Origin of the sequence: Novispirillum itersonii subsp. itersonii ATCC 12639, assembly GCF_000381985.1 — a bacterium.
GTDB lineage: Bacteria > Pseudomonadota > Alphaproteobacteria > Rhodospirillales > Rhodospirillaceae > Novispirillum > Novispirillum itersonii.
Genome location: NZ_KB907361.1, coordinates 1 through 20,940 on the forward strand (window position 1 = coordinate 1; position 20,940 = coordinate 20,940).

20 protein-coding genes are annotated in these 20,940 nt (G+C 65.4%); 13 read left to right on the forward strand and 7 right to left on the reverse strand.

The window, feature by feature from the left end; translation table 11 throughout:
- From G365_RS0119160 to G365_RS23335, 3 genes are all read left to right on the forward strand, one after another.
- Nucleotides 1-514, forward strand: a 514-nt coding sequence (locus G365_RS0119160) for an ABC transporter permease (protein ID WP_019647149.1), incomplete at its 5' end; no start/stop codon positions are given.
- On the forward strand, nucleotides 511-2,145 hold the full coding sequence (locus G365_RS22460; protein ID WP_019647150.1) for an ABC transporter ATP-binding protein: 1,635 nt from the start codon (nucleotides 511-513) through the stop codon (nucleotides 2,143-2,145). The genes G365_RS0119160 and G365_RS22460, both read left to right, overlap by 4 nt.
- Before the next feature lie 187 nt (nucleotides 2,146-2,332).
- Complete coding sequence (locus G365_RS23335; protein WP_019647151.1) at nucleotides 2,333-5,038, forward strand: sensor domain-containing diguanylate cyclase; 2,706 nt, start codon at nucleotides 2,333-2,335, stop codon at nucleotides 5,036-5,038.
- Nucleotides 5,039-5,093: 55 nt separating this feature from the next.
- Here G365_RS23335 and G365_RS0119175 read toward each other — a convergent pair whose 3' ends face one another.
- The 7 genes from G365_RS0119175 to G365_RS0119205 all read right to left on the reverse strand — a co-directional run bounded on the left by G365_RS0119175 (nucleotide 5,094) and on the right by G365_RS0119205 (nucleotide 12,117).
- Nucleotides 5,094-6,026 carry a homocysteine S-methyltransferase family protein gene (locus G365_RS0119175; RefSeq protein WP_019647152.1) on the reverse strand — a complete coding sequence of 311 codons (933 nt, stop codon included), beginning with the start codon at nucleotides 6,024-6,026 and terminating at the stop codon, nucleotides 5,094-5,096.
- 58 nt (nucleotides 6,027-6,084) lie between these two features.
- Nucleotides 6,085-7,098: an isopenicillin N synthase family dioxygenase gene (locus G365_RS0119180; RefSeq protein WP_019647153.1), complete on the reverse strand. Its 1,014-nt coding sequence runs from the start codon at nucleotides 7,096-7,098 to the stop codon at nucleotides 6,085-6,087.
- A 126-nt stretch (nucleotides 7,099-7,224) separates the two neighbouring features.
- Nucleotides 7,225-7,836: a LysE family translocator gene (locus tag G365_RS0119185; RefSeq protein ID WP_019647154.1), complete on the reverse strand. Its 612-nt coding sequence runs from the start codon at nucleotides 7,834-7,836 to the stop codon at nucleotides 7,225-7,227.
- 93 nt (nucleotides 7,837-7,929) lie between these two features.
- A complete protein-coding gene (locus G365_RS0119190) occupies nucleotides 7,930-8,769 on the reverse strand; it encodes a helix-turn-helix transcriptional regulator (RefSeq protein WP_019647155.1) in 840 nt (279 codons plus the stop codon).
- A 110-nt stretch (nucleotides 8,770-8,879) separates the two neighbouring features.
- Nucleotides 8,880-10,088 (reverse strand): ABC transporter permease, encoded by a 1,209-nt coding sequence (locus G365_RS0119195; protein WP_019647156.1) that lies wholly within the window; start codon nucleotides 10,086-10,088, stop codon nucleotides 8,880-8,882.
- Entirely contained in the window at nucleotides 10,079-10,789 is a 711-nt protein-coding gene (locus G365_RS0119200) for an ABC transporter ATP-binding protein (protein ID WP_019647157.1), read from the reverse strand. The genes G365_RS0119195 and G365_RS0119200 overlap by 10 nt, the downstream gene beginning before the upstream one ends.
- Complete coding sequence (locus G365_RS0119205) at nucleotides 10,786-12,117, reverse strand: efflux RND transporter periplasmic adaptor subunit (RefSeq protein ID WP_155976392.1); 1,332 nt, start codon at nucleotides 12,115-12,117, stop codon at nucleotides 10,786-10,788. The genes G365_RS0119200 and G365_RS0119205 overlap by 4 nt, the downstream gene beginning before the upstream one ends.
- A gap of 269 nt (nucleotides 12,118-12,386) precedes the next feature.
- Between G365_RS0119205 and G365_RS0119210 the strand changes: the two genes are divergently transcribed.
- The 10 genes from G365_RS0119210 to flgK form a co-directional block, all read left to right on the forward strand.
- Nucleotides 12,387-12,998 carry a sigma-70 family RNA polymerase sigma factor gene (locus G365_RS0119210; RefSeq protein ID WP_019647159.1) on the forward strand — a complete coding sequence of 204 codons (612 nt, stop codon included), beginning with the start codon at nucleotides 12,387-12,389 and terminating at the stop codon, nucleotides 12,996-12,998.
- A 238-nt stretch (nucleotides 12,999-13,236) separates the two neighbouring features.
- A complete protein-coding gene (locus tag G365_RS0119215) occupies nucleotides 13,237-14,070 on the forward strand; it encodes a flagellin (RefSeq protein ID WP_019647160.1) in 834 nt (277 codons plus the stop codon).
- A 265-nt stretch (nucleotides 14,071-14,335) separates the two neighbouring features.
- A complete protein-coding gene (fliD, locus tag G365_RS0119220) occupies nucleotides 14,336-16,012 on the forward strand; it encodes a flagellar filament capping protein FliD (protein ID WP_019647161.1) in 1,677 nt (558 codons plus the stop codon).
- Nucleotides 16,013-16,056: 44 nt separating this feature from the next.
- Entirely contained in the window at nucleotides 16,057-16,521 is a 465-nt protein-coding gene (locus tag G365_RS0119225; protein ID WP_019647162.1) for a flagellar export chaperone FliS, read from the forward strand.
- 87 nt (nucleotides 16,522-16,608) lie between these two features.
- The gene (locus G365_RS22470; protein WP_019647163.1) at nucleotides 16,609-16,860 is read left to right on the forward strand and encodes a hypothetical protein; all 252 of its coding nucleotides are present in this window, start codon (nucleotides 16,609-16,611) and stop codon (nucleotides 16,858-16,860) included.
- Between the two features lie 282 nt (nucleotides 16,861-17,142).
- Nucleotides 17,143-17,814, forward strand: a complete 672-nt coding sequence (locus tag G365_RS0119235) for a flagellar hook assembly protein FlgD (protein WP_043743080.1) — start codon at nucleotides 17,143-17,145, stop codon at nucleotides 17,812-17,814.
- Nucleotides 17,815-17,842: 28 nt separating this feature from the next.
- Nucleotides 17,843-19,108, forward strand: coding sequence for a flagellar hook protein FlgE (gene flgE / locus G365_RS0119240; protein ID WP_019647165.1), 1,266 nt, complete (start codon nucleotides 17,843-17,845; stop codon nucleotides 19,106-19,108).
- Nucleotides 19,109-19,240: 132 nt separating this feature from the next.
- On the forward strand, nucleotides 19,241-19,543 hold the full coding sequence (locus tag G365_RS0119245) for a hypothetical protein (RefSeq protein WP_019647166.1): 303 nt from the start codon (nucleotides 19,241-19,243) through the stop codon (nucleotides 19,541-19,543).
- 78 nt (nucleotides 19,544-19,621) lie between these two features.
- Nucleotides 19,622-20,128 (forward strand): hypothetical protein, encoded by a 507-nt coding sequence (locus tag G365_RS0119250; RefSeq protein ID WP_019647167.1) that lies wholly within the window; start codon nucleotides 19,622-19,624, stop codon nucleotides 20,126-20,128.
- Between the two features lie 22 nt (nucleotides 20,129-20,150).
- On the forward strand, nucleotides 20,151-20,940 hold a 790-nt coding region (gene flgK, locus G365_RS0119255), incomplete at its 3' end, for a flagellar hook-associated protein FlgK (protein ID WP_019647168.1).

Below are 20,940 nucleotides of genomic sequence, written 5' to 3' on the forward strand. Positions count from 1 at the left end.
GGATGAGGTGCTGATGCGCATCACCGACGCCTTTCAGACCCTGCCGAACTTCCTGCTGCTGCTGCTGCTGATTGCGGTATTCGGGTCACGGATCGAGACCGTGGTGATCGCCATCGGCGTGGTGTCCTGGCCAGCCCCGGCCCGGCTGACGCGGGCGGAGTTCCTCAGCCTGCGCAACCGCGAATTCGTCGAGGCCGGGCGGCTGTCCGGGCTGGGCGACCTGCGGCTGATCTTCGGTGAAATCCTGCCCAACGCCCTGCCGCCGGTGATTGTCTACGCCAGCGTGGTGATGGCGACCTCGATCCTGCTGGAAAGCGCGCTGGCCTTCCTCAATCTGTCGGACCCCAACGTACCGTCATGGGGCAATCTGGTCGGGCAGGGGCGGTCTGTACTGCGCACCGAGTGGTACGTCTGCGCCGTGCCCGGCCTTGCCATCCTGCTGACCGTACTGGCGGTGTCGCTGGTCGGGCAGGGACTGAATGATGCCCTCAATCCCCGACTGGACGAACAATGAGCCTCCGCCTTGCCATTGACGGTCTGTCCGTCGCCCTGCCGAAAAGTGCCGACCGCCCGCTGGCACTGGACTCGGTCTCGCTGACCCTGTCCTCGAACGAAATCCTCTGTCTGGTGGGGGAAAGCGGATCGGGGAAATCGACCGCCGGGCGGGCGGTGATGCGTCTGCTGCCGCCATCGGTGCAGATCGCCGCCGGAAAGATCCTGCTCGACGGCCAGAACCTGCCGGATCTGCCGGAGGCCGATATGCGCGCCGTGCGCGGGGCCCGTATCGGCATGATCTTTCAGGAGCCGATGACTGCCCTGAACCCGCTGCGCACCATCGGCGATCAGGTGGGCGAGGTGTTCCGCGTCCACACCACCCTCAGCCGGGCTGAAATCGCCGCGCGGGTCCAGACCCTGCTGACCGAGGTGCTGATCCCCGATCCGGTGGCGGCGGCGAAGGCGTATCCGCACGAGCTGTCGGGCGGCCAGCGCCAGCGGGCGATGATTGCCATGGCGCTGGCGCTGGAACCGGCGGTACTGATCGCTGACGAGCCGACCACGGCGCTGGATGTGACGACGCAGGCGCAGATCCTTAAGCTGATCCGCGACCTGCAGCGTCGCCACGGCACCGCTGTTCTGTTCATTACCCATGATTTCGGGGTGGTGGCGGAAATCGCCGACCGGGTGGCGGTGATGCAGGCCGGGCGGATTGTCGAGCAGGGCCCGGCGGAAGAGGTGCTGAACCGTCCGCAGCACCCCTATACCCGCAGCCTGATCGCGGCGGTGCCGCCGCTGGCCCCGGCGGAGCGTCCGCGTCCGCAGGGGGCGGTGCAGCTGACGGTGCAGGACCTGACCAAAACCTATGGCCGCAAGGGCTTTTTCGGCACCGGTCGGATCACCCACGCCGTGCGGGGGGTCTCGCTGGAGCTGCGCCGGGGGGCGACGCTGGGTATCGTCGGCGAAAGCGGATCGGGCAAATCAACGCTGGCCCGCTGTCTGGCCCGGCTGATCCCCGCCGATGGCGGCAGCCTGCGCCTTGACGGGCTGGATCTGCGCACCCTGTCCCGGCGGGACTGGCAGCGGGAAAGCCGCCGGATGCAGATGGTGTTTCAGGATCCGTTCGGATCGCTGAACCCCCGCCGCCGGGTCGGTGATCTGGTGGCGCAGGGCCTGATCGTGCGCGGCATGAAACGGACGGCAGCGCTGGAAAAGGCCCGCGAGCTGTTCGGTCTGGTCGGTCTTGATCCGCAGGCGGTCTCGCGCTTTCCGCATGAGTTTTCCGGCGGGCAGCGCCAGCGCATCGGTCTGGCCCGGGCTCTGGCGCTGGAGCCGGAAATCCTGATCGCCGATGAGCCGGTCTCGGCACTGGATGTTTCGGTGCAGGCGCAGGTGCTGGATCTGCTGGAAACGCTGCGTCAGCGGCTGGCGCTGTCGGTGCTGTTCATCACCCACGATCTGCGGGTGGCGGCACAGGTGGCGGATGACCTGATCGTGATGAAAAGCGGCGAGGTGGTCGAGGCCGGCCCTGCGGCCCGGATTCTGGCCGCGCCGCAGCACCCTTATACACAGTCGCTGGTGGCGGCGGTCCCGGGGCGCGACTGGACACCGCCGACGGCGGTGGCCGCGCCGCAGTACGCGCCGCTCTGATCCGGTCTTTCTGTCTGGCCCCGTCTTTCTGTCTGGATGGACATATCTTCACAGCCCCGGCCCCGGAAGGGTACCGGGGCTGCTGTTTTCAGGGTCTTTCACGCCTGGTCCGGCGGATCACACTCGTTTCCCGGGGCTATTTAATGATATTCCTATAAAAGAAAGAGGGTCGGCATATGGGGGGGCAATGCGGAGAACCGTCTGGTCAACCATAGTCCTGCTGGCTGTCGGCCTGACGGCGACGGTGGTGACGGAAGAACTGTACCGCCACCGTGCTGAACAGCAGCTGTCGGCGGAGGCCGCCGTCCGTCTGGATGATATGCGCCTGACGCTGGAGCGTGATCTGGCCTCGGTCCATCTGCTCAGTCAGCGCTTTTCCGAACGGCTGGCCGAAGCCCCCGATCAGCCGGAACCGGCCCTGCGGGCGCAGGCCGAAGAAATCACCTCGCGCCATAGCTGGATCCGGTCGGTGGTGCTGTCCCGCCCGACGGTGGTGACCTTTGTTCATCCGGTGCAGGGCAACGAGGCCCTGCTGGGCATTGATTATAATTACCGCCCTGATTTTATTGAAAGTCTGCGCACGGCAGTCCGCCGCAGGGCGGCGGTGCTGTCCGGCCCGGTGATGCTGATGCAGACCGGGCGGCAGGGGATGATCCTGCGCAGTCCGGTGTTCCGCTCCGGGGCGGTGCCGGAGGATGCGCCGCTGGCGGTGCTGTCGATCGGCATGGACTTTGATGCGATTCTGGCCCGTGCCGGGTTCAGTGACCCTGACCTGCCGTTTCAGGTGGCGATTCGGCGGATGGGGGATGAGATCGGCGGGGCGACGATCTTTGGCGACCCCAAAGTTGCGGCAACCCCGCGTGCTGTGACCATCGTACGGTTTTTTGACGGGGAATGGACCCTGTCCGCCCAGCTCAGGCCAGAGGTGGTTGACAGTCTGGCCCATACCCGGCTGATCCGTGGGGTGGGGGGTGGCCTGACGGCGGTGCTGGTGCTGCTGACGGTCTATAGCGGGCGTCTGCGGCGGGCTTCCTCCTCGGTCCGGCGCAGTGCGTTCGGGCGGCGGTTTCCCCTGCGGCTGTTTCTGGCCGGGGGGCTGTTTCTGGCGCTGGCCCCGGCGATTGCCCTGTCGGGATGGCTGTCTTACCGCTCCTCAGGCCGGTTGGCCGACAACCTGACGGAAGATTATGCCATCGGCATCGGGCGCCGGGTGGTGGCGACCGTCTCTGAATTCTTTGATATTCCGGTCCGGGTGGTGCGCTACAACGTCGGGCAGGTCCGGGCCGGGCTGCTCAGCACCGACGACAAGGCGCGGCTGACCGCCAGTTTTCTGCTGCAACTGCGTCAGCAGCCGGTGCTGACCTTTATTTCGATGGGGACAACAGGCGGGGACTATTACGCCGCCAGCCGCCCGCCGCTGGGCGATGACCGCACCCTGCGCCTGATCGAGGCGCTTGAAACCGACGGACGGCAGATGAAGCTGTACCGGGTCGGGGATGATAACCGCCGGACTGCGGCGGTTTCGCTGGGCAACCGTCATTACGATTCCCGGACCCGTCCGTGGTTCAAGGCCGGGGCGACGGACGGGATCCACTGGTACGGGGCCTACCGGTATGCCATCAACGATGTGGCCGGGGCCTATGACGATCTCGGCTTTGGTGCGGCTGCCCCCCTGTACGGACCCGATGGCAGCTTTGCCGGGGTGATGACGGCGGATCTGGCCCTGTCGCAGCTGGGCGACCGCCTGCGGGGCGTGACGGCGGGAACGGCGGCGATCGCCTTCATCATTGACGGGGCCGGGGATCTGCTGGCGGCCTCAACCCCCGAGCCGATCTATACCATGGCGCAGGATCAGGTCCGCCGTCTGAATGCCCGTGACAGCAGTTATGCTGCGGTGCGGGTCGCCAAGGCGATTATTGACAGCCAGCCGGAGCCCGAGGGGTACGGGTCCGCTGCCGAGGACGGTGAGCGGTATTACGTCCACTGGCGGCGGGTCCAGTTGCCTGATGGTCCGGTCCTGACCATCGGTGTTACCCTGCCGCAGGCGCATTTCTCCGGTCCGGCACAGGCGGCGGCCAACAATGTCGCGATTCTTGGCAGTGCGGTGCTGGTGGCGGCGCTGGCGCTGATCCTGTTTGCCGCCGACTGGGTGGCCCGCCCGCTGGTGGTGCTGGACCGCTGGTGCCGTCGTCTTGCTGACGGCGACTGGATCACCGAGGCCCCGGTCGATACGCCGGTGACCGAGGTCCGCTCTCTGGCCGATGGGCTGATAGTCATGTCCGACCGCCAGCGGGCCTATACCCTGACGCTGGAGCAGAAAGTCGCCGAACGGACGTGGGAGCTGGAGCAGGCCAACCGCAAGCTGGAAGAGCTGTCAACGACCGACGGGCTGACCGGGCTTGCCAACCGCCGCCACCTTGATCAGGTGCTGGAGCGGGAATGGGCACGGGGCGGGCATTCCGGCCACAGTCTGGGGGTGCTGATGATTGATGTGGATCTGTTCAAGAACTACAACGATCTCTACGGCCATCAGGCCGGTGATCTGTGCCTGCAGCGGGTGGCCGGGGTTCTGGCCGGGGCGGCCCGCCGGGCCGGAGACCTGACCGCCCGCTATGGCGGGGAAGAGTTTGTGGTGGTGCTGGGCGATACGGACGCCGAAAAATCAGCCCAGCGGGCTGAGCTGATCCGCGCCGGGGTCGAGGCGCTGGGCATCCCGCATGCCGATGCCCCGCTTGGGGTGGTGACCGTCAGCATCGGCCTTGCGGCGGTGCGTCCTGACCGTGAAACCTCCGCCCAGACCCTGCTGCGGATGGCGGATGAGGCCCTGTACCGGGCCAAGGCCGGGGGCCGCAACCGCACGGTGGTTTATGCCGCGCGGGAGGCCTCTGTCTGATCGGTACCGGTTGATCGGTACTGGTTGATCTGTGCCAGCTGATCGGTACCGGGTGTTACGCCCCGCGCAGTCCGGCGGCCAGCAGGGCAATTGTTTCGGGGCCGACGCCACAGCAGCCGCCGATGATGGATGCCCCGGCAGCCTGCCAGTGACGGGCAGCGCGCAGGTATTCCTGCGGGCCAAAGTCATCCCGCAGGGTGCTGATGGTTTCGTTGGCTTCCTCGGCATGGTCCTGTGGCACAAAGGCATTGGCGTAAACGCCCAGCCGGGGGCGGTCAGCCTCCGGCACTGTTCCGAACACGGCGCTGGCCTCGCGCACGGTTGCAGCCATTACATCGCCGTGGCTGCAGTTAAACAACAGGGCGGCCGCCTTCAGCCGCAGTGCCGCGGCCGCCGCGTCCCGGACGGATTCGCCTGACCGCAGGGTCGGCGGGGCCGTACCGTCTGCGACGGCTGCCGGGGTTTCATCGCTGACGGTGAAGGACAGCCAGAACGGGCGGTCATCGTCTGGCCCGACAGCCCGGCGGGCCGCCTCGGCCTCGGCGATGCAGCTCTGGGTTTCGGCCAGCCACAGATCGACGTGCGGCGACAGTCCGGCGACCAGCGGTTGCAGGATGCGGTCAGCGTCTTCCGGGCGGAACAGATCCGGGCGATAGGACCCGAACACCGGCGGCAGGGATCCGGCCAGCCGCACCGGGCGGCCCCCGGCGGCAATGGCCTGCCTGCCCAGTCGCCCGGCCAGATCGGCCAGTGCCTGCCCGTGCGCGGAAAAGCGGTCTTCCCCGATATGATACGGGACCACCGCATAGCTGTTGCTGGTGATCACATCCGCTCCGGCGGCGATATAGGCGGCATGGACCTGTTCCACATACTCCGGCCCTTCCATCAGGGCCAGTGCCGACCATTCCGGCTGGCGGAACGGGGCACCGATGCGGTGCAGCTCGCGGCCCATGCCGCCATCAAGAACGATCATCGCCGGGCTGGTCATCTGCAGGGGCTCCGAATAAGGTATCGTGCCCCTGCATACCACACAATCGCCGGTGGCTTCATCCATACAGTGCAACAAGATCGCCGTAATGACGGCGGGCGACATCCGGGTGGGACCGCAGGCGGCTTTTCAGGATGTTCATGCCGACATCGCGGAACAGCGGGTTGGCCGGATCATGCTCCACCCCCCGCGCCTGTGCCGCCAGATCAGGCGGCAGGGTCAGCCGGGGCACCACCGCATCGGGCCGGGCCCCAAGGAAGAAGGCAAGGGACTGCCGGTCTTTCCCGGCGGGCGGGGCCACCACCCGGTGGACGTTGGCGCGCAGGAAGCCATCGGTCGCCAGTTCCAGCAGCTCGCCGATATTGACGACGAAGGACCCCGGCAGCGGGGGGGCATCAATCCACCCGGCTTCGGTCTGCACCTGCAGGCCACCGACAGAATCCTGCCGCACCAGCGTGATGAAGCCACCGTCCTTATGCGGGCCGCAGCCCTGATCATCGGGGATCTGGTCCCGCCCCGGATAGCGGATGGTTTTCAGGAGCTGGTTGGAAACCCCGGTGTAAATCGGCTCAAACACCGTCTCCGGCTGGCCCAGCGCCAGCGCGAAGGCTTTCAGCAGGTCGGTGGCAACGCGGATCACCTCCTGCTGCCAGTGCAGCAGGGTGTCTTTCAGCTCGGGGACCGCCTCCGGCCACTGGTTCGGCCCCTGCAGACGCTGCCACGGAGGGTCGCCGGGCCGCAGGGCGAGGGCGGGCAGCTCCAGCCCTATATCAATTTCCTCCCGCCAGTCCGGCTGCCCCTTGGTGTATTCCTGCCCCGGCGGGGTGTAGCCCCGGAAATGGGGGGAATTGGCCATCTCGATCTTCAGTTTCTCGCCCGGAGGCAGGTCGAAAAAGCGTTTCGACAGGCGGAAGACGTCGTCGGCCAGCGTTTCACTGACCCCGTGGCCGGTGACGTAGAAAAAGCCGACATGGCGGGCAACATGACGGATCTGGGCAATCAGGGCGCTGCGGTCGGCAGCCGAGCGGTGAAGCTGGCTGATATCAAGGATCGGCAGGGCAGAGGCAGACATGGCGGGGGCTCCCGGAGAGAGGGGGTGTTCTTTAATTCTATAAAGATATAGAAAAATATAAAGATCAAGCCCAATCTCCGGTTTCATCGGGGCCGTCTTCCCCCGATGGTGCTGCTTCAGGGCGGGTCAGGGGGCCATAAGGGCCAGCTTCAGGCCCAGACCGGCGAAGGCGGCGGCAAAGCCGCGCCGCAGCCACCGCACCACCGCCGGGCGGGCGAGAACATGGGTCCGCACCGCTGCGCTGAACAGTCCGTAGACCGCAAAAACCGCAAAGGTCACCGCCATGAAGACCGCTGACAGGACCCCCATCAGCCGGGCCGGAGCCGGGTCGGCGGGATCAATGAACTGCGGCAGAAAGGCAAGAAAGAAGATCGACAGCTTGGGATTGATCAGGTTGACCAGAATGGCGTGGCGGATCAGTCCGGCGGCAGACCGGGGGGCCTGATCGGCCTGCACCGACAGGACGCCGCCATCGCGCAGCGACTGCACTGCCATCACCAGCAGGTAGACGACCCCAATGACCTTCAGGGCGGTGAAGGCGGCGGGGCTGGCCTGCAACAGGGCTGCCAGCCCGGTGATGGCCGCCAGCATGTGCGGCACAATGCCCAGTGTGCAGCCCAGCGCGGTCAGCACCGCAGCCCGCCCGCCCTGTGACAGTCCGGCGGCAAGGGTCAGCACCACCCCGGCCCCGGGGGATGCGACGACAAGCAGGGTGGTGATCAGAAAATCCGGCCCCATTGCAGGGTCTCCCTCTGTGGTTCAGCGGGGGGCAGCCTGCCTGTTGCCGGGGGACGGGATCTTGAACAAAAGTGCTGTCGGGCCAGTATGGGGTCAGGGACGCAGTCTGGCAAAGGCACCGGGCGCGGCACCGAAGGTGCGGGCAAACTGCCGGGTCATGTGGCTTTGGTCGGCAAAGCCGCAGGCGGCGGCGGTTTCGGCCAGCGGTGTGCCCTGCTGGATCATCCGCCGGGCCAGATGGACCCGGCGTTGCACCAGATAGGCATGCGGCGTCAGCCCAGTCTGGTGGCGGAAGGCCCGGATCAGGTGAAACCGGCTCATCCCGGCTTCGGCAGCAAGTTCCTCAAGGGTCAGCGGCGCGGCGGGGTCATCATCTATCCGGCGGCGTGCGGCGATGATCCGCCCGGCTGAGCGGTCCGGTGCCCAGTCCGGCGGGCGGACCGGGGTCAGCAGCCCGGCGAGCAGGGGGATCAGCCGTTCTTCCGCCGACAGGGCGGACAGGTCGCTGGCTGCCGGATCAGGCCCGGCGGTCAGGGCGGTGAACACGGACAGGAACGGGCCGGTCAGCTGTGGCCGGTGCAGGACCGGCCGCTCAAATTCCCGCTGCCGGTCGGGCCCGTCGAGACCGGCCAGCAGACCGGAGACGATGGCGGGATCAAGATACAGCATCTGCCACGCCCGCCCGCCGTCGCCCAGCGGGCTGCCGTCGTGCACTTCACCGGGGTTGACGGTGATCAGATCGCCCGCCCCGGCCTCCACCGGCCCGCGTCCGCTGGCGGATTTCTGCGCCCCGCGCCGGATCAGGCCGAACCCGAACTGGTCATGGCTGTGCCGCCCGAAAGGCCGGGCGGTGTCGGCAACAACGGCGTGTATTCCCTGCCGCAGCGGGGCCGGGCCGATCACGGGCAGGGGGGTGACGGTTCCGGCGCGCATCGGGCCTCGGGCAGAGAGGGGGCAGGGAGAGATCTAACATCCCCCTCCCGGACCCGGATTTCAAAAGAAAAAGGCCGCAGGGCAGGGCAGGGTAGGGCGGCGGCGGGCCCTTACTCCCGGCGCAGGGCCTCAATCGGGTCCAGTGCGGCGGCGCGGCGGGCGGGCATATAGCCGAAGATCACCCCGATCCCGGCAGAAACCCCGAAGGCAAGGCCGTTGATCCCGGGATTGAACAGAAACGGCATGTTCAGGGCGGCTGCCAGTCCCAGACAGGCCAGCAGGGCCAGCCCGATCCCGGCCAGACCGCCGCAGGCTGACAGGGCGACCGCCTCGGTCAGAAACTGGGTCAGCACCTCGCGCCCGGTGGCACCGATGGCCAGCCGGATGCCGATTTCCCGCGTCCGTTCGGTCACCGAAACCAGCATGATGTTCATGATGCCGATGCCGCCGACCAGCAGGCTGACCGCCGCCACCGCCCCAAGCAGGGTGGTCATGGTGCCGATGGTCCCCGACAGGGTCTCGGCGATCTGGCGGGTATCCATCAGCGAGAAATTGTTCTCCTGCGCGGTGGTCAGCCGGCGGCGCTCGCGCATCAGGGCGGTGATGTCGGCAATGGCGGTGCTGGCCGACACCCCATCCTTTAGCGAGATCATCACCGTTCCCACCGCCCGGCTGTTGGTCAGGCGGCGCTGGGCGGTGGCCAGAGGCATCAGTACGGTATCATCCTGATCCATTCCCATCGCCCCCTGTCCTTTGGCGGCCAGCACGCCGATCACCTCGCAGCCGAAGGCCCTGACCCGCAGGGTGTTGCCCAGCGGCGCTTCCCCGGCGAACAGTTTTGCCCGCACGGTCTGCCCGATCACGCAGACGGCTTTTCCGGCCTGCTCTTCGTCGTCACTGAACAGGCGACCCTGTGCCAGTGTCCAGTTTCCGGCGGCAAAATAGGCATTGGTGGTGCCGGTGACCGAGGATGACCAGTTGGCAGCCCCGGCCACCAGTGTGACGGTGGAGCTGACCACCGGGGCAACGCTGGCAACCCCCCTGATTTCGGCGGCGATCGCGTCGGCATCCTCCCGCCGGAACGCCGGGGCCCCGGCTTCGTCGTGTCCCGGCCCCAGACGCTGGCCGGGGCGCATCACCACCAGATTGCTGCCCAGCGCCGAGATCTGCTGTTTGACCATCAGGGTCGCGCCATTGCCCAGCGTCACCAGTGTGATGACGGCGGCAACCCCGATGACGATGCCCAGCACCGTCAGCAGAGACCGCAGCAGATTGCGGCGGATTTCCCGCAGGGCGAGGAGCAGGGCATTCAGCAGCATGATGTTGCGTCCGGTTCCGCGCTGTCGCGGTCAATCAGGCCATCGCGCAGGTGCAGGGTCCGTCCGGCGTAGGCGGCCATCTCCTCTTCATGGGTGACCATGATGATGGTCAGCCCGCGCTCGCGGTTCAGGCGGGTCAGCAGCTCCATGATGGCGTGGCTGCGGGCGGTATCCAGATTGCCGGTCGGTTCGTCGGCCAGCAGAACGGCAGGGTCGGTGACAATGGCGCGGGCGATGGCCACCCGCTGCTGCTGGCCGCCCGACAGTTCCGCCGGGGTATGACCGGCCCGGTCAGACAGGCCGACCAGATCCAGCGCCGCCAGTGCCGCCTGCCGCCGCCGGGCGGCGGGCAGGCCCCGGTACAGCAGCGGCAGTTCCACATTCTCCCGCGCCGAAGTGCGGGCCAGCAGGTTGAATCCCTGAAAGACAAAGCCCAGCCGGTGACGGCGCAGCAGGGCCCGCTGGGTCTGGTTCAGGGTTTCCACCGCGATGCTCTCAAAGCCGTAATGGCCGCCGCTGGGGGTGTCCAGACAGCCGAGAATGTTCATCAGGGTCGATTTCCCCGATCCGCTGGCCCCCATGACGGCCAGAAAATCGCCGGAGAACAGGGTCAGGTCGATACCCCGCAGGGCAGAGACGGCGGCATCGCCCCGGCCATAAGTCCGGGTCAGGCCCTGCAGCTGAATCAGGGGGGGCCTCATGATTCCGGGCTCTTCCGGTCGCTCTTCTGCCCGGTGATGACCTCCATTCCGGCTGTCAGATCGCCGCCGGTGATTTCGGTCATCCGGCCATCGGTCAGGCCGGTGGAGACCAGAACCGGCATCGGCTGACCGTCGGCAACCACCCATACCGCCGTGGCTTCTGTGTCATGGGGGGTGGGGGCAGGGCTCTTCCGGGCTTTCTGGCGGGCGGCGTCCGGGGGGCGCGGCAGCAGGCTGGCGATCAGGCCCCGGGATGGGGCGGTGGGTTCTTCTCCTGCCGCCGGGCCGCCGCTGGCGGGGGAAAAGCGCAGGGCGGCATTGGGCACCAGCAGGGCACCGGAGTGGGCGGCGGTGGTAATCGTGGCGGTGGCGGTCATGCCGGGGCGCAGGGCCAGATCGTCATTGGCGACGCTCAGCACGGTTTTGTAGGTGACGACATTGTCCGTGGTACTGGCCCCCAGACTGACCCGGCGCACGGTGGCGGGAAACTTCCGTCCCGGCCAGGCCGAAACCGTGAAGGTGGCCGGCTGGCCGGGGCTGAGGGCGGCGATATCGGCTTCATCGACATTGACCTCCAGATCCATCCGGGTCAGGTCCTCAGCCATTTCAAACAGCACCGGGGTGGACATGGCGGTGACCAGCGTGGTGCCCGGCTCCACCGCGCGGCTGAGGATCACGCCGGACATCGGGGCGCGGATCTCGGCTTTCTTCAGATTGGTTTCATCGGTTTTCAGCGATGCCTGTGCCTGCACCACCTGCGCCCGGGCGCTGGCCTCGGCGGCGACGGCCCGCAGTACCGTTGCCTCGGCGGTATCCAGTTCGCTGCGTGACGGGGTCTGGCCATGGGTGGCGGCAAACAGCTGTTGCAGGCGCGACAGGGTGGCGCGGGCCTCGGTGATGGTGGCACGGGCTTCCGTCACCCCGGCTTCTGCCACCGTGACCGCCGCGCGGGAGCGCAGCACGGTATCTTCCAGCTTGGCGGTGTCCAGCCGTGCCAGCACCTGCCCGGGGGTGACGGTGTCATTCTCCTGCACCAGAACGGCGGCGACAATGCCCGACAGCTCGCTGCCGACCTCGACCGAGGTGGTCGGCTGCAGGGTCCCGGTGGCGGTGACGGTGACGGTCAGCGCCCCGGTCCGGGCTGTCACCGTTTCAAACGGCAGGGGCGGGGCGGCTGATCCGGGGTCAGAGGCGATAACGGCGGTGGCGCACATCAGCACCCCGGAGACCAGCGCGGCCCAGGCCAGTGCCTGACGGCGCCGGACCGGGGAAGACGGCTGAAGCGGGGAGGAGGCATGATCCTTGAGGAGAGAGGCAAGGTCTTGCATCGGAAAAGGTCTCATTTCATGGCGGGAAGGGGCCGCGCCGGACCCCGGGATCTGTTCCTTTAACGGGGCAGCCCTGCCGATCCTGCGCCCCATCTGCCAGCGCTGGGCAAAATTTGCCGGGTATCCTGTTGGGAAAGATGCATTTTTTTACGACGGAATCTTTTTCGGCCACCGTGTAAGTCTGCGGGGACAAAGATACGGCTGTCGGATGCAGGAGCATCGGCGGCCCGGACCCATTCGACAGACCCTGATTGCGACAGGACTCTGCCATGATGATACAGACCATAGCCAGTCCGGTCCCGGCGCAGCCGCCGGACGATTGTGAAGATGATGTTTTACTGGCCCGGATGAAGCTGGACGATGCAGCGGCGTACCGGGTGCTGGTTGAGCGGCATGTGGACCGCGCTTTTGCGCTGGCCCTGCGGATGCTGGGCAACCGGGCCGATGCCGAAGACGTGGCGCAGGATGCGCTGGTCAAGGCCTGGGTACACCGCCACGACTGGCAGGAAGGCCGGGCGCGGTTTTCCACCTGGCTGTACCGGGTGGTGGTCAACCGCTGCATCGACCTGCGCCGCCGTCCGGCGGGGGCGTGCCTTGATGATGTGCCGGAACCGGAAGACGGTGCCCGCTCGGTGGAGCAGACCCTGCACCGCCGTCAGGTGTTTGACCGGCTGGGGCACGCCATCAGCCTGCTGCCCGACCAGCAGCGGGCGGCGGTGACGCTGGCCTATTTCGAAGACATGGCCAATGCCGAAATTGCTGCCGTTCTTGGGACCACGGTCAAAGCCGTGGAGAGTCTGCTGAAGCGCGGTCGCCAGACCCTGCGCGAACGTCTGCGCCGGTCAGAGCGCGATGTGCGTCTGGTTTTTGCCGACGCCTGATGTCTGATGCCTGATGTCTGATACCGGGCCCCTGAAGGGGTGCCTGAGAAGCCCGCCCGAAGCGGCGGCGATAAAGACACGAAAATAAACCGCCTGAAGTGGCGATTTGGTCCGTTCCACCTGATGACGACACCGACGGACACGTCCGATGGCCCCCCGGAGGAGAACCCTGCGTGGGGGCGGCAGAAGGGCGCCGACCCGGGTCGCATATGTGTCCAGGAACAGAAGGAGACGGACCATGCCCGTTATTGCCACCAACACGGCCGCCAACTCGGCCCTGCGGTACCTGAACTCCAACGCCAGCGAACAGTCGAGCATTCTGTCGAAGCTGGCGAGCGGATCCCGCATCACCAAGGCGTCTGACGATGCGGCCGGTCTGGCGATCGGCACCCGCGTGCAGTCTGACGTCACCACCCTCAGTCAGGCCGCGACCAACGCGTCGCAGGGGATTGCCATCCTGCAGGCGGCGGACGGCGGCATGGCCCGCATCGGCGACATTCTCCAGCGTATGAAGGCACTGGCGACCCAGTCGAATTCCGGGTCGGTCACCGATAACGAACGCGCCTACATCGATGCCGAATTCCAGCAGCTGACCGATGAAATCGACGGTATCGCCAAGGGCACCCGCTATAACGGTGAGTCCCTGCTGGACGGGACCAGCGATTATGTCACCGGCACCGGCATCGACTTTATGGTCGGGACCGACAGCACCGATACCATCAAGGTGGAAATTGACGACGTCGATGCCACCGCACTGGGGGTTGCCACCCTTGATGTGACGACGCAGACCACCGCGCAGGCGGCCCTGACCGCTATTGATTCGGCGATCGATGCCATCTCGCAGGCCCGTGCCAGCGTCGGGGCGGTGATGTCCCGGTTCGAGTTCCGGGCCGAGAACATCGCCACCAGCAGCGAAAACCTGTCTTCCGCCCAGTCGGCGGTGATGGATGCTGACGTGGCGGAAGAAAAGTCAGCCCTGTCCTCGGCGGATGTGAAGACGCAGGCGGCCATTGCCGCCCTGTCGCAGGCCAATCAGATGCCGCAGAACCTCCTCAGCCTGCTGAAGAGCTGATTTCTGAAGATCCGGCCGGTTTCGCCCGATCTTTAGTCCGGATCTTCAGGCCGAGTGATTGTTTGCCCAAGCGCCTTGGCAGGGGTGCCGCGTCCTCCGGCGTGGTGACCCCTGCCTTTTTTCATGAGGGGGCGGGGGGCGGTTTCCTCGCGGCCTGATCTCTGTTCCGGCGCCAGAAAGTCCGCCTGATCGACAGGGGCGGCCCGTTCCATTCCTGAGACCCTAAGACCCTGAGACCCTGAGCTGGGCAGCCCCGGCAGGAGGCATGATGACCACCGTCACCTCAACCACATCTTCGGTAACAACGACCAGCTATTCGCAGAACCGCAACGACTTTGATACCGACAGTCTGGTCGAAGCGGCGGTGGCGGCCCGGCTGACCCGGGCGGATACCCTCAGCACCAAGGTCACCGCCAACGAAACCAAGATTGCCGCCTATCAGGAAATGCAGACCCTTCTGCAGACCATGCAGACGTCCTTGAGCAAGCTGCGGTCAGAGCCGGGGACCAGCGGGCGCTCCAACGATGTGTTCCGTGACCGTTCGGCCTATGTCACCTCGTCCACCAGCACAACGGCCAGCACCATTCTGTCTGCGACGGTGGCGGATGGCACCGATCTTGGGACCCATTCGCTTGAGGTGCTGCAGATCGCCAAGGCAGAACGGCTGGGCAGCGGATCCATCAGTGGCCGCACCACGGCACTGGGGTATTCCGGCACCTTTACACTCGGGGCGGGGACGGCCTCAGCCTCGGTGACGGTCACAGAGACGATGACGCTGGATGATCTGGTGACGGCGATTAACGCCCAGAGCACCGCATCCGGGGTCAAGGCGTCGGTGGTGAAGGTCAGTGACGGCGATTACATGCTGACCCTGACCGCCAGCGCCACCGGACAAAGTATTACCCTGACGTCCGGCAGCGGCGATGATGTGATGACCGCGCTGGGCGTCACCGACAGCAGCGGCGATGCCGCAGTGGTGCTGCAGGCCGCCCAGTCAGCGAAGCTGGTGGTGGACGGGGTGACGGTGGAACGGTCCTCGAACTCCATTGACGACGTGATTGATGGCGTTTCCCTGACTCTCTACCGGGCGGAGGAAGGGAATTCCCTGACTCTGGAGGTTGAGAACGATCTGTCCGGGATCATGGAACAGATCGAGGCCCTGGTGGAGGCCTACAACGCCTTCCGTACATTTGTGCTGACCAACCAGACCACCGGGTCTGACGGTACCGCCGATGACAGTGCCGTGCTGTTCGGCGATGCCACCCTGCGGTCGGTGTCCCAGCAGATGCAGGCGATTTTGACCGCTGATGTCGGTGGGGTGTCCCTGAGTGATATCGGCCTGTCCTTTGACACCAGTAACGCTCTGGTGCTGGATTCGACGGAGCTGGAAGATGCATTGCTGAACAATTTTGATGCGGTGCAGACCCTGCTGTCTTACCGCATGGAGGCTTCGACATCCTCGCTGCAGCTTCTGCGCCACGGCAACGGCCCTGACAGCGCCAGTTTTGATCTTGAGATCACGGTTGATTCCAGCGGGTCGGTCACGTCTGCCGGGGTCGGGGGGGATACCTCGCTGTTCACCGTGTCGGGCAGTACCATCACCGGGGCCAGCGGCACCGCCTACGAAGGGCTGGTGTTTGTCTACACCGGCAAGGTGTCGCAGACCGTTTCGGTGGAGCTGTCGCAGGGGATTGCCGATTCCCTGTGGCAGATCACCGATACCATTGCCGACAGTTATGACGGCACCCTGACGGACATGATCAGTACCCTTAAGAACACCAACTCTGACCTCAACGACCGCATTTCCACCATTCAGTCGAATGCCGAAAGCTACCGGTCCTATCTGCTGGAAAAATACGCCCGCATCGAGGCCAAGCTGGCCAAGGCCCAGTCGGTGCTGGATCTGCTGGAAGCCATTAACAACGCCGAGAGCAGCTCGTAAGGCTGCCCCGGGGGGGCCGCCCCCCCTCTACAGGAGATCATCTGATGATGCCGATGCCCGATCCCCGCCGCGCCCGCAAGGCTGTCGGCGTTTATCAGTCTGCCCTGATGACCGTGCCGCCATTGCAGGCGGTGGTGATGCTGTATGACCGGGTTCTTGCCCATCTGCACGGGGCCTCGGCCGCTCTGCGCAGCGGGGATTATCCGCGCCAGCTTGAGGAGTCGATGCGGGCGGTGGAAATCCTGCGCGGTCTGCTGTCGGTTCTTGATACCGCCCGTGGCGGCGAGGTGGCATATCGGCTGGGGGAGACCTACCGCAGCAATATGACCGCGATTCTGTCCAGTCTGGGCAGTGCTGATGCCGAAACCTGTTACGACCGGATCAGCCGTGGTCTGCGGTCTTTGCGCAATGCCTGGGCTGATGTTGCCGGGGTTCCGGCGATTGTACTGAAAAACACGGCTAGTCCGGTGCCACCATCTGTAGAACAGGGAACGGTAGAGGTAAAATAAGCTGTTCATTTGACGGGGCCTCGGATAGATTCGTCCCCCGGTCTGAACGGACCGGACTCACGATGCCGAAGAAGAATTCGAGGCGATATGACTGAACAGTCCCTGACTGTCGAGGCGTTCATCGCGCTGCTCGACACCCACGGTGCCGATCTGGCCGCGTGGCCGGAAGACCGCCGCAGTGCCGCTGAAGCCCTGCTGGCTGATTCTGCGGAAGCGGTCTCCGCCTTTGCCGAGGCCCGGGCCCTGCATGCCTCTCTGCACTCAAGCCGGATCAAAGCCCCTGAGGGGCTGGTGGACCGTATTATGACGGCCTCCGGCGCCGGTCGCCCCAAAAGCTGATTCTGACCCTGACGCTGGGCTGCTCTGACCGTTTGGCCGGGGCAGCCGCCAGCCGGTTACCGACCCTTCCCGCCCGTTTCGCAGATCCGGGGGGAAGGGTTTCTTTTTGCGCCTGATTCCCGCGCCCGCCCCGTATCAACGGGGCGGAACCATGCCCGGATGAAGAAAATAAAATCATAAAAACAGGCAATAAATTTTCCGCCTGATCGTGCTTCTCCCCTCCGTATTACCCGACACAAGCGACATGGACCTGTCGCGGCGTCTTAATCGGAGCGGATCAGCATGTCAGCCATTTCCTCTGTGACGACCACGTCTTCCACGTCGTCCTCTTCTTCTTCATCCTCGGCATCCGGTATTTCCGCAAACTACGAGATGTTTCTCAGTCTGCTGTGTACGCAGCTGGAGAACCAGTCGCCGCTGGACCCGATGGATGCCCAGACCTTCACCTCGCAGCTGGTGCAGTATGCCGGGGTGGAACAGCAGATTCAGGTCAACGACAAGCTGGAATCGGTCTTAAGCAAGCTCGACAGCTTTTCGTTCAGCAGCGGCGTCGGGTATCTCGGCCATGCGGTGGAGGCCTCGGGCGATACCCTGAGCGTCGGCAGCGATGGCAGCGTCGGCGGATCCTGGAAATATACCCTGCCGAGCGAAGCGTCGTCGGTCACCCTGACCGTCACCAACAGCGACGGGGCGGTGGTGTGGTCCGGCAGCGGCGAAACCGCATCGGGCAGCCATACCCTGACCTGGGATGGCAAGGACGCCAACGGCTACGCCGTCGCCGCCGGGGACTACACCCTGACCGTGGCGGCCAAAAGCAGCAGCGGCAGCACCATTACCGCATCGAAATCCATTACCGGCACCGTGACCGGCGTTGATTCCTCCAGTGGCAGCACGGTCTTCGAGATCGGCGCCACCGAGGTGTCGATGTCTGATGTCACCCGGCTTGTCGCCTGATCCCGGTCGCTGAGGAAGGAAGAACGCCATGAGCCTCGCCGGAGCCATGAACACCGCCGTGTCTGCCCTGAAAGCCCAGAGTCAGGCTCTGGCGATGGTGTCAGACAACCTCGCCAACTCCAGCACCTCGGGCTACAAGGGGGTGACCACCCGCTTCTCGACGCTGGTGACCCAGCAGTTTTCCTCCACCTCTTATCCGTCGGGCGGGGTGTTTTCGACCGTGCGGCAGAATGTGGCGGCGCAGGGGCTGATCACGTCGACCACCAATGACACCGATCTGGCGCTGGACGGCAACGGCCTGTTCGTGCTGACCGACAGTGTGGACGGCAACGCCGCGTACTTCACCCGCAACGGCCAGTTCTCTGTTGATGATGAAGGCTATCTGACGCTGGGGAACTATTACCTGCAGGGCTGGCCGGTGGACTCTTCCGGCAATATCACGCAGGGCGCGACCAACAGCATCGCCACGCTGGATTCGATCAACGTCAACCGCTTTTCCGGCATGTCATCGGCGACCACCACCGAAACGATCAAGGCCAGCCTGCCCGCCAGCGCTGAGGTGGGGGACGAGCATTCCGCCACTATGGAAGTGGTGGACTCGCTGGGGATCGCCCACACCGTCACCATGACCTTTACCAAGACCGCCACCAATGAATGGTCAATGGAACTGTCGGACCCGACCAAGGCGTCGGACAGCACTGTCACCACCGGCACCAGTGCCGGCGGGCCTTACACCATCACCTTTGATGAAAGCGGCAACCTCAGCTCCACCACGCCGTCGCCGGTGACGCTGTCGGTGTCCGGCTGGACCACCGGGGCCGCCGACAGCACCATCACGCTGGATCTGGGGGAGAATGGCAGCGGCAACCGCCTGACGCAGAAGACCAACACGGATTCCATTTCGATCACCAGCATCTCCGGTAACGGCATCACCTATGGGGCCTATAGCGGGGTGGAGGTCTCGACCGATGGCACCGTCTACGCCAAATACGACAACGGCCAGCAGCTGGCGATTTATAAGCTGGCGGTCGCCACCTTCCCCAATGTCAACGGTCTGAATGCCCTGAGCGACGGGGTGTATCAGGAGTCCAATTCCTCCGGCACCTACGCGTTGCAGCAGGCGGGGGAGAACGGGGCCGGCACCATCACCGCCAGTGCGCTGGAAGCCTCCACCGTTGATACCGCCGATGAATTCACCCGGATGATCGTGGCGCAGCAGGCCTATTCCGCCGCGTCGCAGGTGATCACCAGCACCAAGGATATGTTCGACAGCCTGATGTCGGCGGTGCGCTGATCCTGACCGGCCTGCCTGCTGACCGCTGTTGCGGGCCGTTTCCGCTGAATGTTGCCACGGACCATATCCGGGGAGGGGGAGGATCGTCTTCCCCGTTATCCCCGCCCGCTGTTCCTGACAGGAGAGAGTGCCATGCCCAAGCTCACCGTCCTCAAGAGTCTGTCTGCCAGAGATCATGATCTGTCGGCCCTGGAGCTGCGGGCCGACCGGGTGATCGGCACGGCGTCTGATCTGGCCCGCACCATCGCCGATCAGCTGCAGACCCTGCCCGCCGACCGCCGCCGTCTGCTGCAACGCCAGTCGGCGGTGGCGATGGCGGATCTGGAGACCCTGCTGGATGAGCTGGAAGGCGAGCTGTCTTCGCTGGCCACCGACCTGCAGGCCGTCACCCTGCACACCGGGGCGGCAACCGCGTACCGCCGGTTGGGCGGCTGATGCCTGACCGGCATGTGTTTTTATTTTGTTCTTTTTAAATTCTTCTTTTGTTCTGATTTTTCCGTCAGGAGGCTGACCATGCGCTCTACCCTGCCGTCCCGCCCGCCGGTGGCCCGCTCCGTGACGTTCCGCCTGCAAGGGGGGGCGCGGGCGGAGGGCGCCGGGGCCCGTCCGCGCTCCATTCAGGGCGTGATCGACGCGCTGATCGCCGTGATGATGGAAGAAAACGCCGCTCTGGCAGCCGGGGTTCCTGCCGCGCTGGTGCATACCGTCGATGAAAAGCAGCAGCTGAGCGAAGAGTATGCCCGCCTGTGGGAAACCCTGAGCCTGTCGCTGCCGCACCTGCGGCAGGCCGATCCGCAGGCCGTTGATCTTCTGGTCCGCCGGGTGCGGATGCTGCGGGCGGTGGCGGATGAAAACATGGCCCGTCTGGAAGAGGCGATGCAGGCCTCCCGCCGTCGGGTTCAGGCCGTGCTGACGGCCCTGCGGCAGGATGCGGGCGGCATGCAGACCGGCCCCGCGCCGGGCAGGGCGGCCCCGCTGGCGGCGTGCCTGTCGGTGCCTGACACCGCGTATCCGGTCTGACCGGACCATCGGGGAGCCTGCCATGTCTCTGTCCATTGCCCTGTCGGCGGCAACCAGTTCGCTGCGGACCATCCAGACCAATCTGGCGGTGGCATCGTCGAACATCGCCAACAGCGATACCGACGGCTATTCGGTCAAATCCACGGTCCAGTCGAACACGGTCAGCAGCGGGCAGGGCACCGGCGTCACCATCAAGGCTATTCAAAGCCGGGTCGATGCCAGTCTGGTCCGGACCATTGTCGGGGCTGCCGCCACCTCCGGCGCGGCGGCCACCACCACCGATTATCTGCAAAGCCTGTCCGATGCGCTGGGCACCCTCAGCGGCTCCGGCTCCGGCGGCCAGAGCCTGTCTTCAGCGGTTGCGGATGCGGTTGCGGCATTGGAAGAGCTGGCCTCGACCCCGGAAAGCACGACCCTGAAAACGCAGGCGGTCATGGCATTTGATGATGCCGCGTCGGCCCTGCGCACCACGTCAGCCACCGTGCAATCCCTGCGGCAGGATGCTGACAGCGGGATTGAGGAGGCGGTGGCCTCTATCAACGATATTCTGACCCAGCTTTCTGCCCTGAATGACAGCGTCGTCAGAACCAGACTTGCCGGTCAGCCGACCGCTGATCTTGATGATCAGCGCAACAGCCTGTTGCAGTCGTTGAGTGGCTATATGGATATCACGTACTTCAGTGACAGCACCGGCGCGACCAAGGTCTATACCGGCACCGGGGAGCCGCTGCTGACGTCGGTGATCCATCCGCTGTCGTATGAAAGCGCATCCGGTGTTGATGCCGGGACGACCTATCCCGGCGGTTTTTCCG

Excerpts from the sequence above, each read along its gene's own strand:
- fliD (WP_019647161.1), top strand. The coding sequence starts at position 14,336 with ATGATGACCACCGTCACCTCAACCACATCTTCGGTAACAACGACCAGC.
- G365_RS0119180 (WP_019647153.1), bottom strand. The coding sequence starts at position 7,098 with ATGTCTGCCTCTGCCCTGCCGATCCTTGATATCAGCCAGCTTCACCGC.
- G365_RS0119250 (WP_019647167.1), top strand. The coding sequence starts at position 19,622 with ATGCGCTCTACCCTGCCGTCCCGCCCGCCGGTGGCCCGCTCCGTGACG.
- flgE (WP_019647165.1), top strand. The coding sequence starts at position 17,843 with ATGAGCCTCGCCGGAGCCATGAACACCGCCGTGTCTGCCCTGAAAGCC.
- G365_RS22470 (WP_019647163.1), top strand. The coding sequence starts at position 16,609 with ATGACTGAACAGTCCCTGACTGTCGAGGCGTTCATCGCGCTGCTCGAC.
- G365_RS0119235 (WP_043743080.1), top strand. The coding sequence starts at position 17,143 with ATGTCAGCCATTTCCTCTGTGACGACCACGTCTTCCACGTCGTCCTCT.
- G365_RS23335 (WP_019647151.1), top strand. The coding sequence starts at position 2,333 with ATGCGGAGAACCGTCTGGTCAACCATAGTCCTGCTGGCTGTCGGCCTG.
- G365_RS0119190 (WP_019647155.1), bottom strand. The coding sequence starts at position 8,769 with ATGCGCGCCGGAACCGTCACCCCCCTGCCCGTGATCGGCCCGGCCCCG.
- G365_RS0119210 (WP_019647159.1), top strand. The coding sequence starts at position 12,387 with ATGATGATACAGACCATAGCCAGTCCGGTCCCGGCGCAGCCGCCGGAC.
- G365_RS22460 (WP_019647150.1), top strand. The coding sequence starts at position 511 with ATGAGCCTCCGCCTTGCCATTGACGGTCTGTCCGTCGCCCTGCCGAAA.
- G365_RS0119175 (WP_019647152.1), bottom strand. The coding sequence starts at position 6,026 with ATGACCAGCCCGGCGATGATCGTTCTTGATGGCGGCATGGGCCGCGAG.
- G365_RS0119225 (WP_019647162.1), top strand. The coding sequence starts at position 16,057 with ATGATGCCGATGCCCGATCCCCGCCGCGCCCGCAAGGCTGTCGGCGTT.
- G365_RS0119245 (WP_019647166.1), top strand. The coding sequence starts at position 19,241 with ATGCCCAAGCTCACCGTCCTCAAGAGTCTGTCTGCCAGAGATCATGAT.
- G365_RS0119195 (WP_019647156.1), bottom strand. The coding sequence starts at position 10,088 with ATGCTGCTGAATGCCCTGCTCCTCGCCCTGCGGGAAATCCGCCGCAAT.
- G365_RS0119185 (WP_019647154.1), bottom strand. The coding sequence starts at position 7,836 with ATGGGGCCGGATTTTCTGATCACCACCCTGCTTGTCGTCGCATCCCCC.
- G365_RS0119200 (WP_019647157.1), bottom strand. The coding sequence starts at position 10,789 with ATGAGGCCCCCCCTGATTCAGCTGCAGGGCCTGACCCGGACTTATGGC.
- G365_RS0119205 (WP_155976392.1), bottom strand. The coding sequence starts at position 12,117 with ATGCAAGACCTTGCCTCTCTCCTCAAGGATCATGCCTCCTCCCCGCTT.
- G365_RS0119215 (WP_019647160.1), top strand. The coding sequence starts at position 13,237 with ATGCCCGTTATTGCCACCAACACGGCCGCCAACTCGGCCCTGCGGTAC.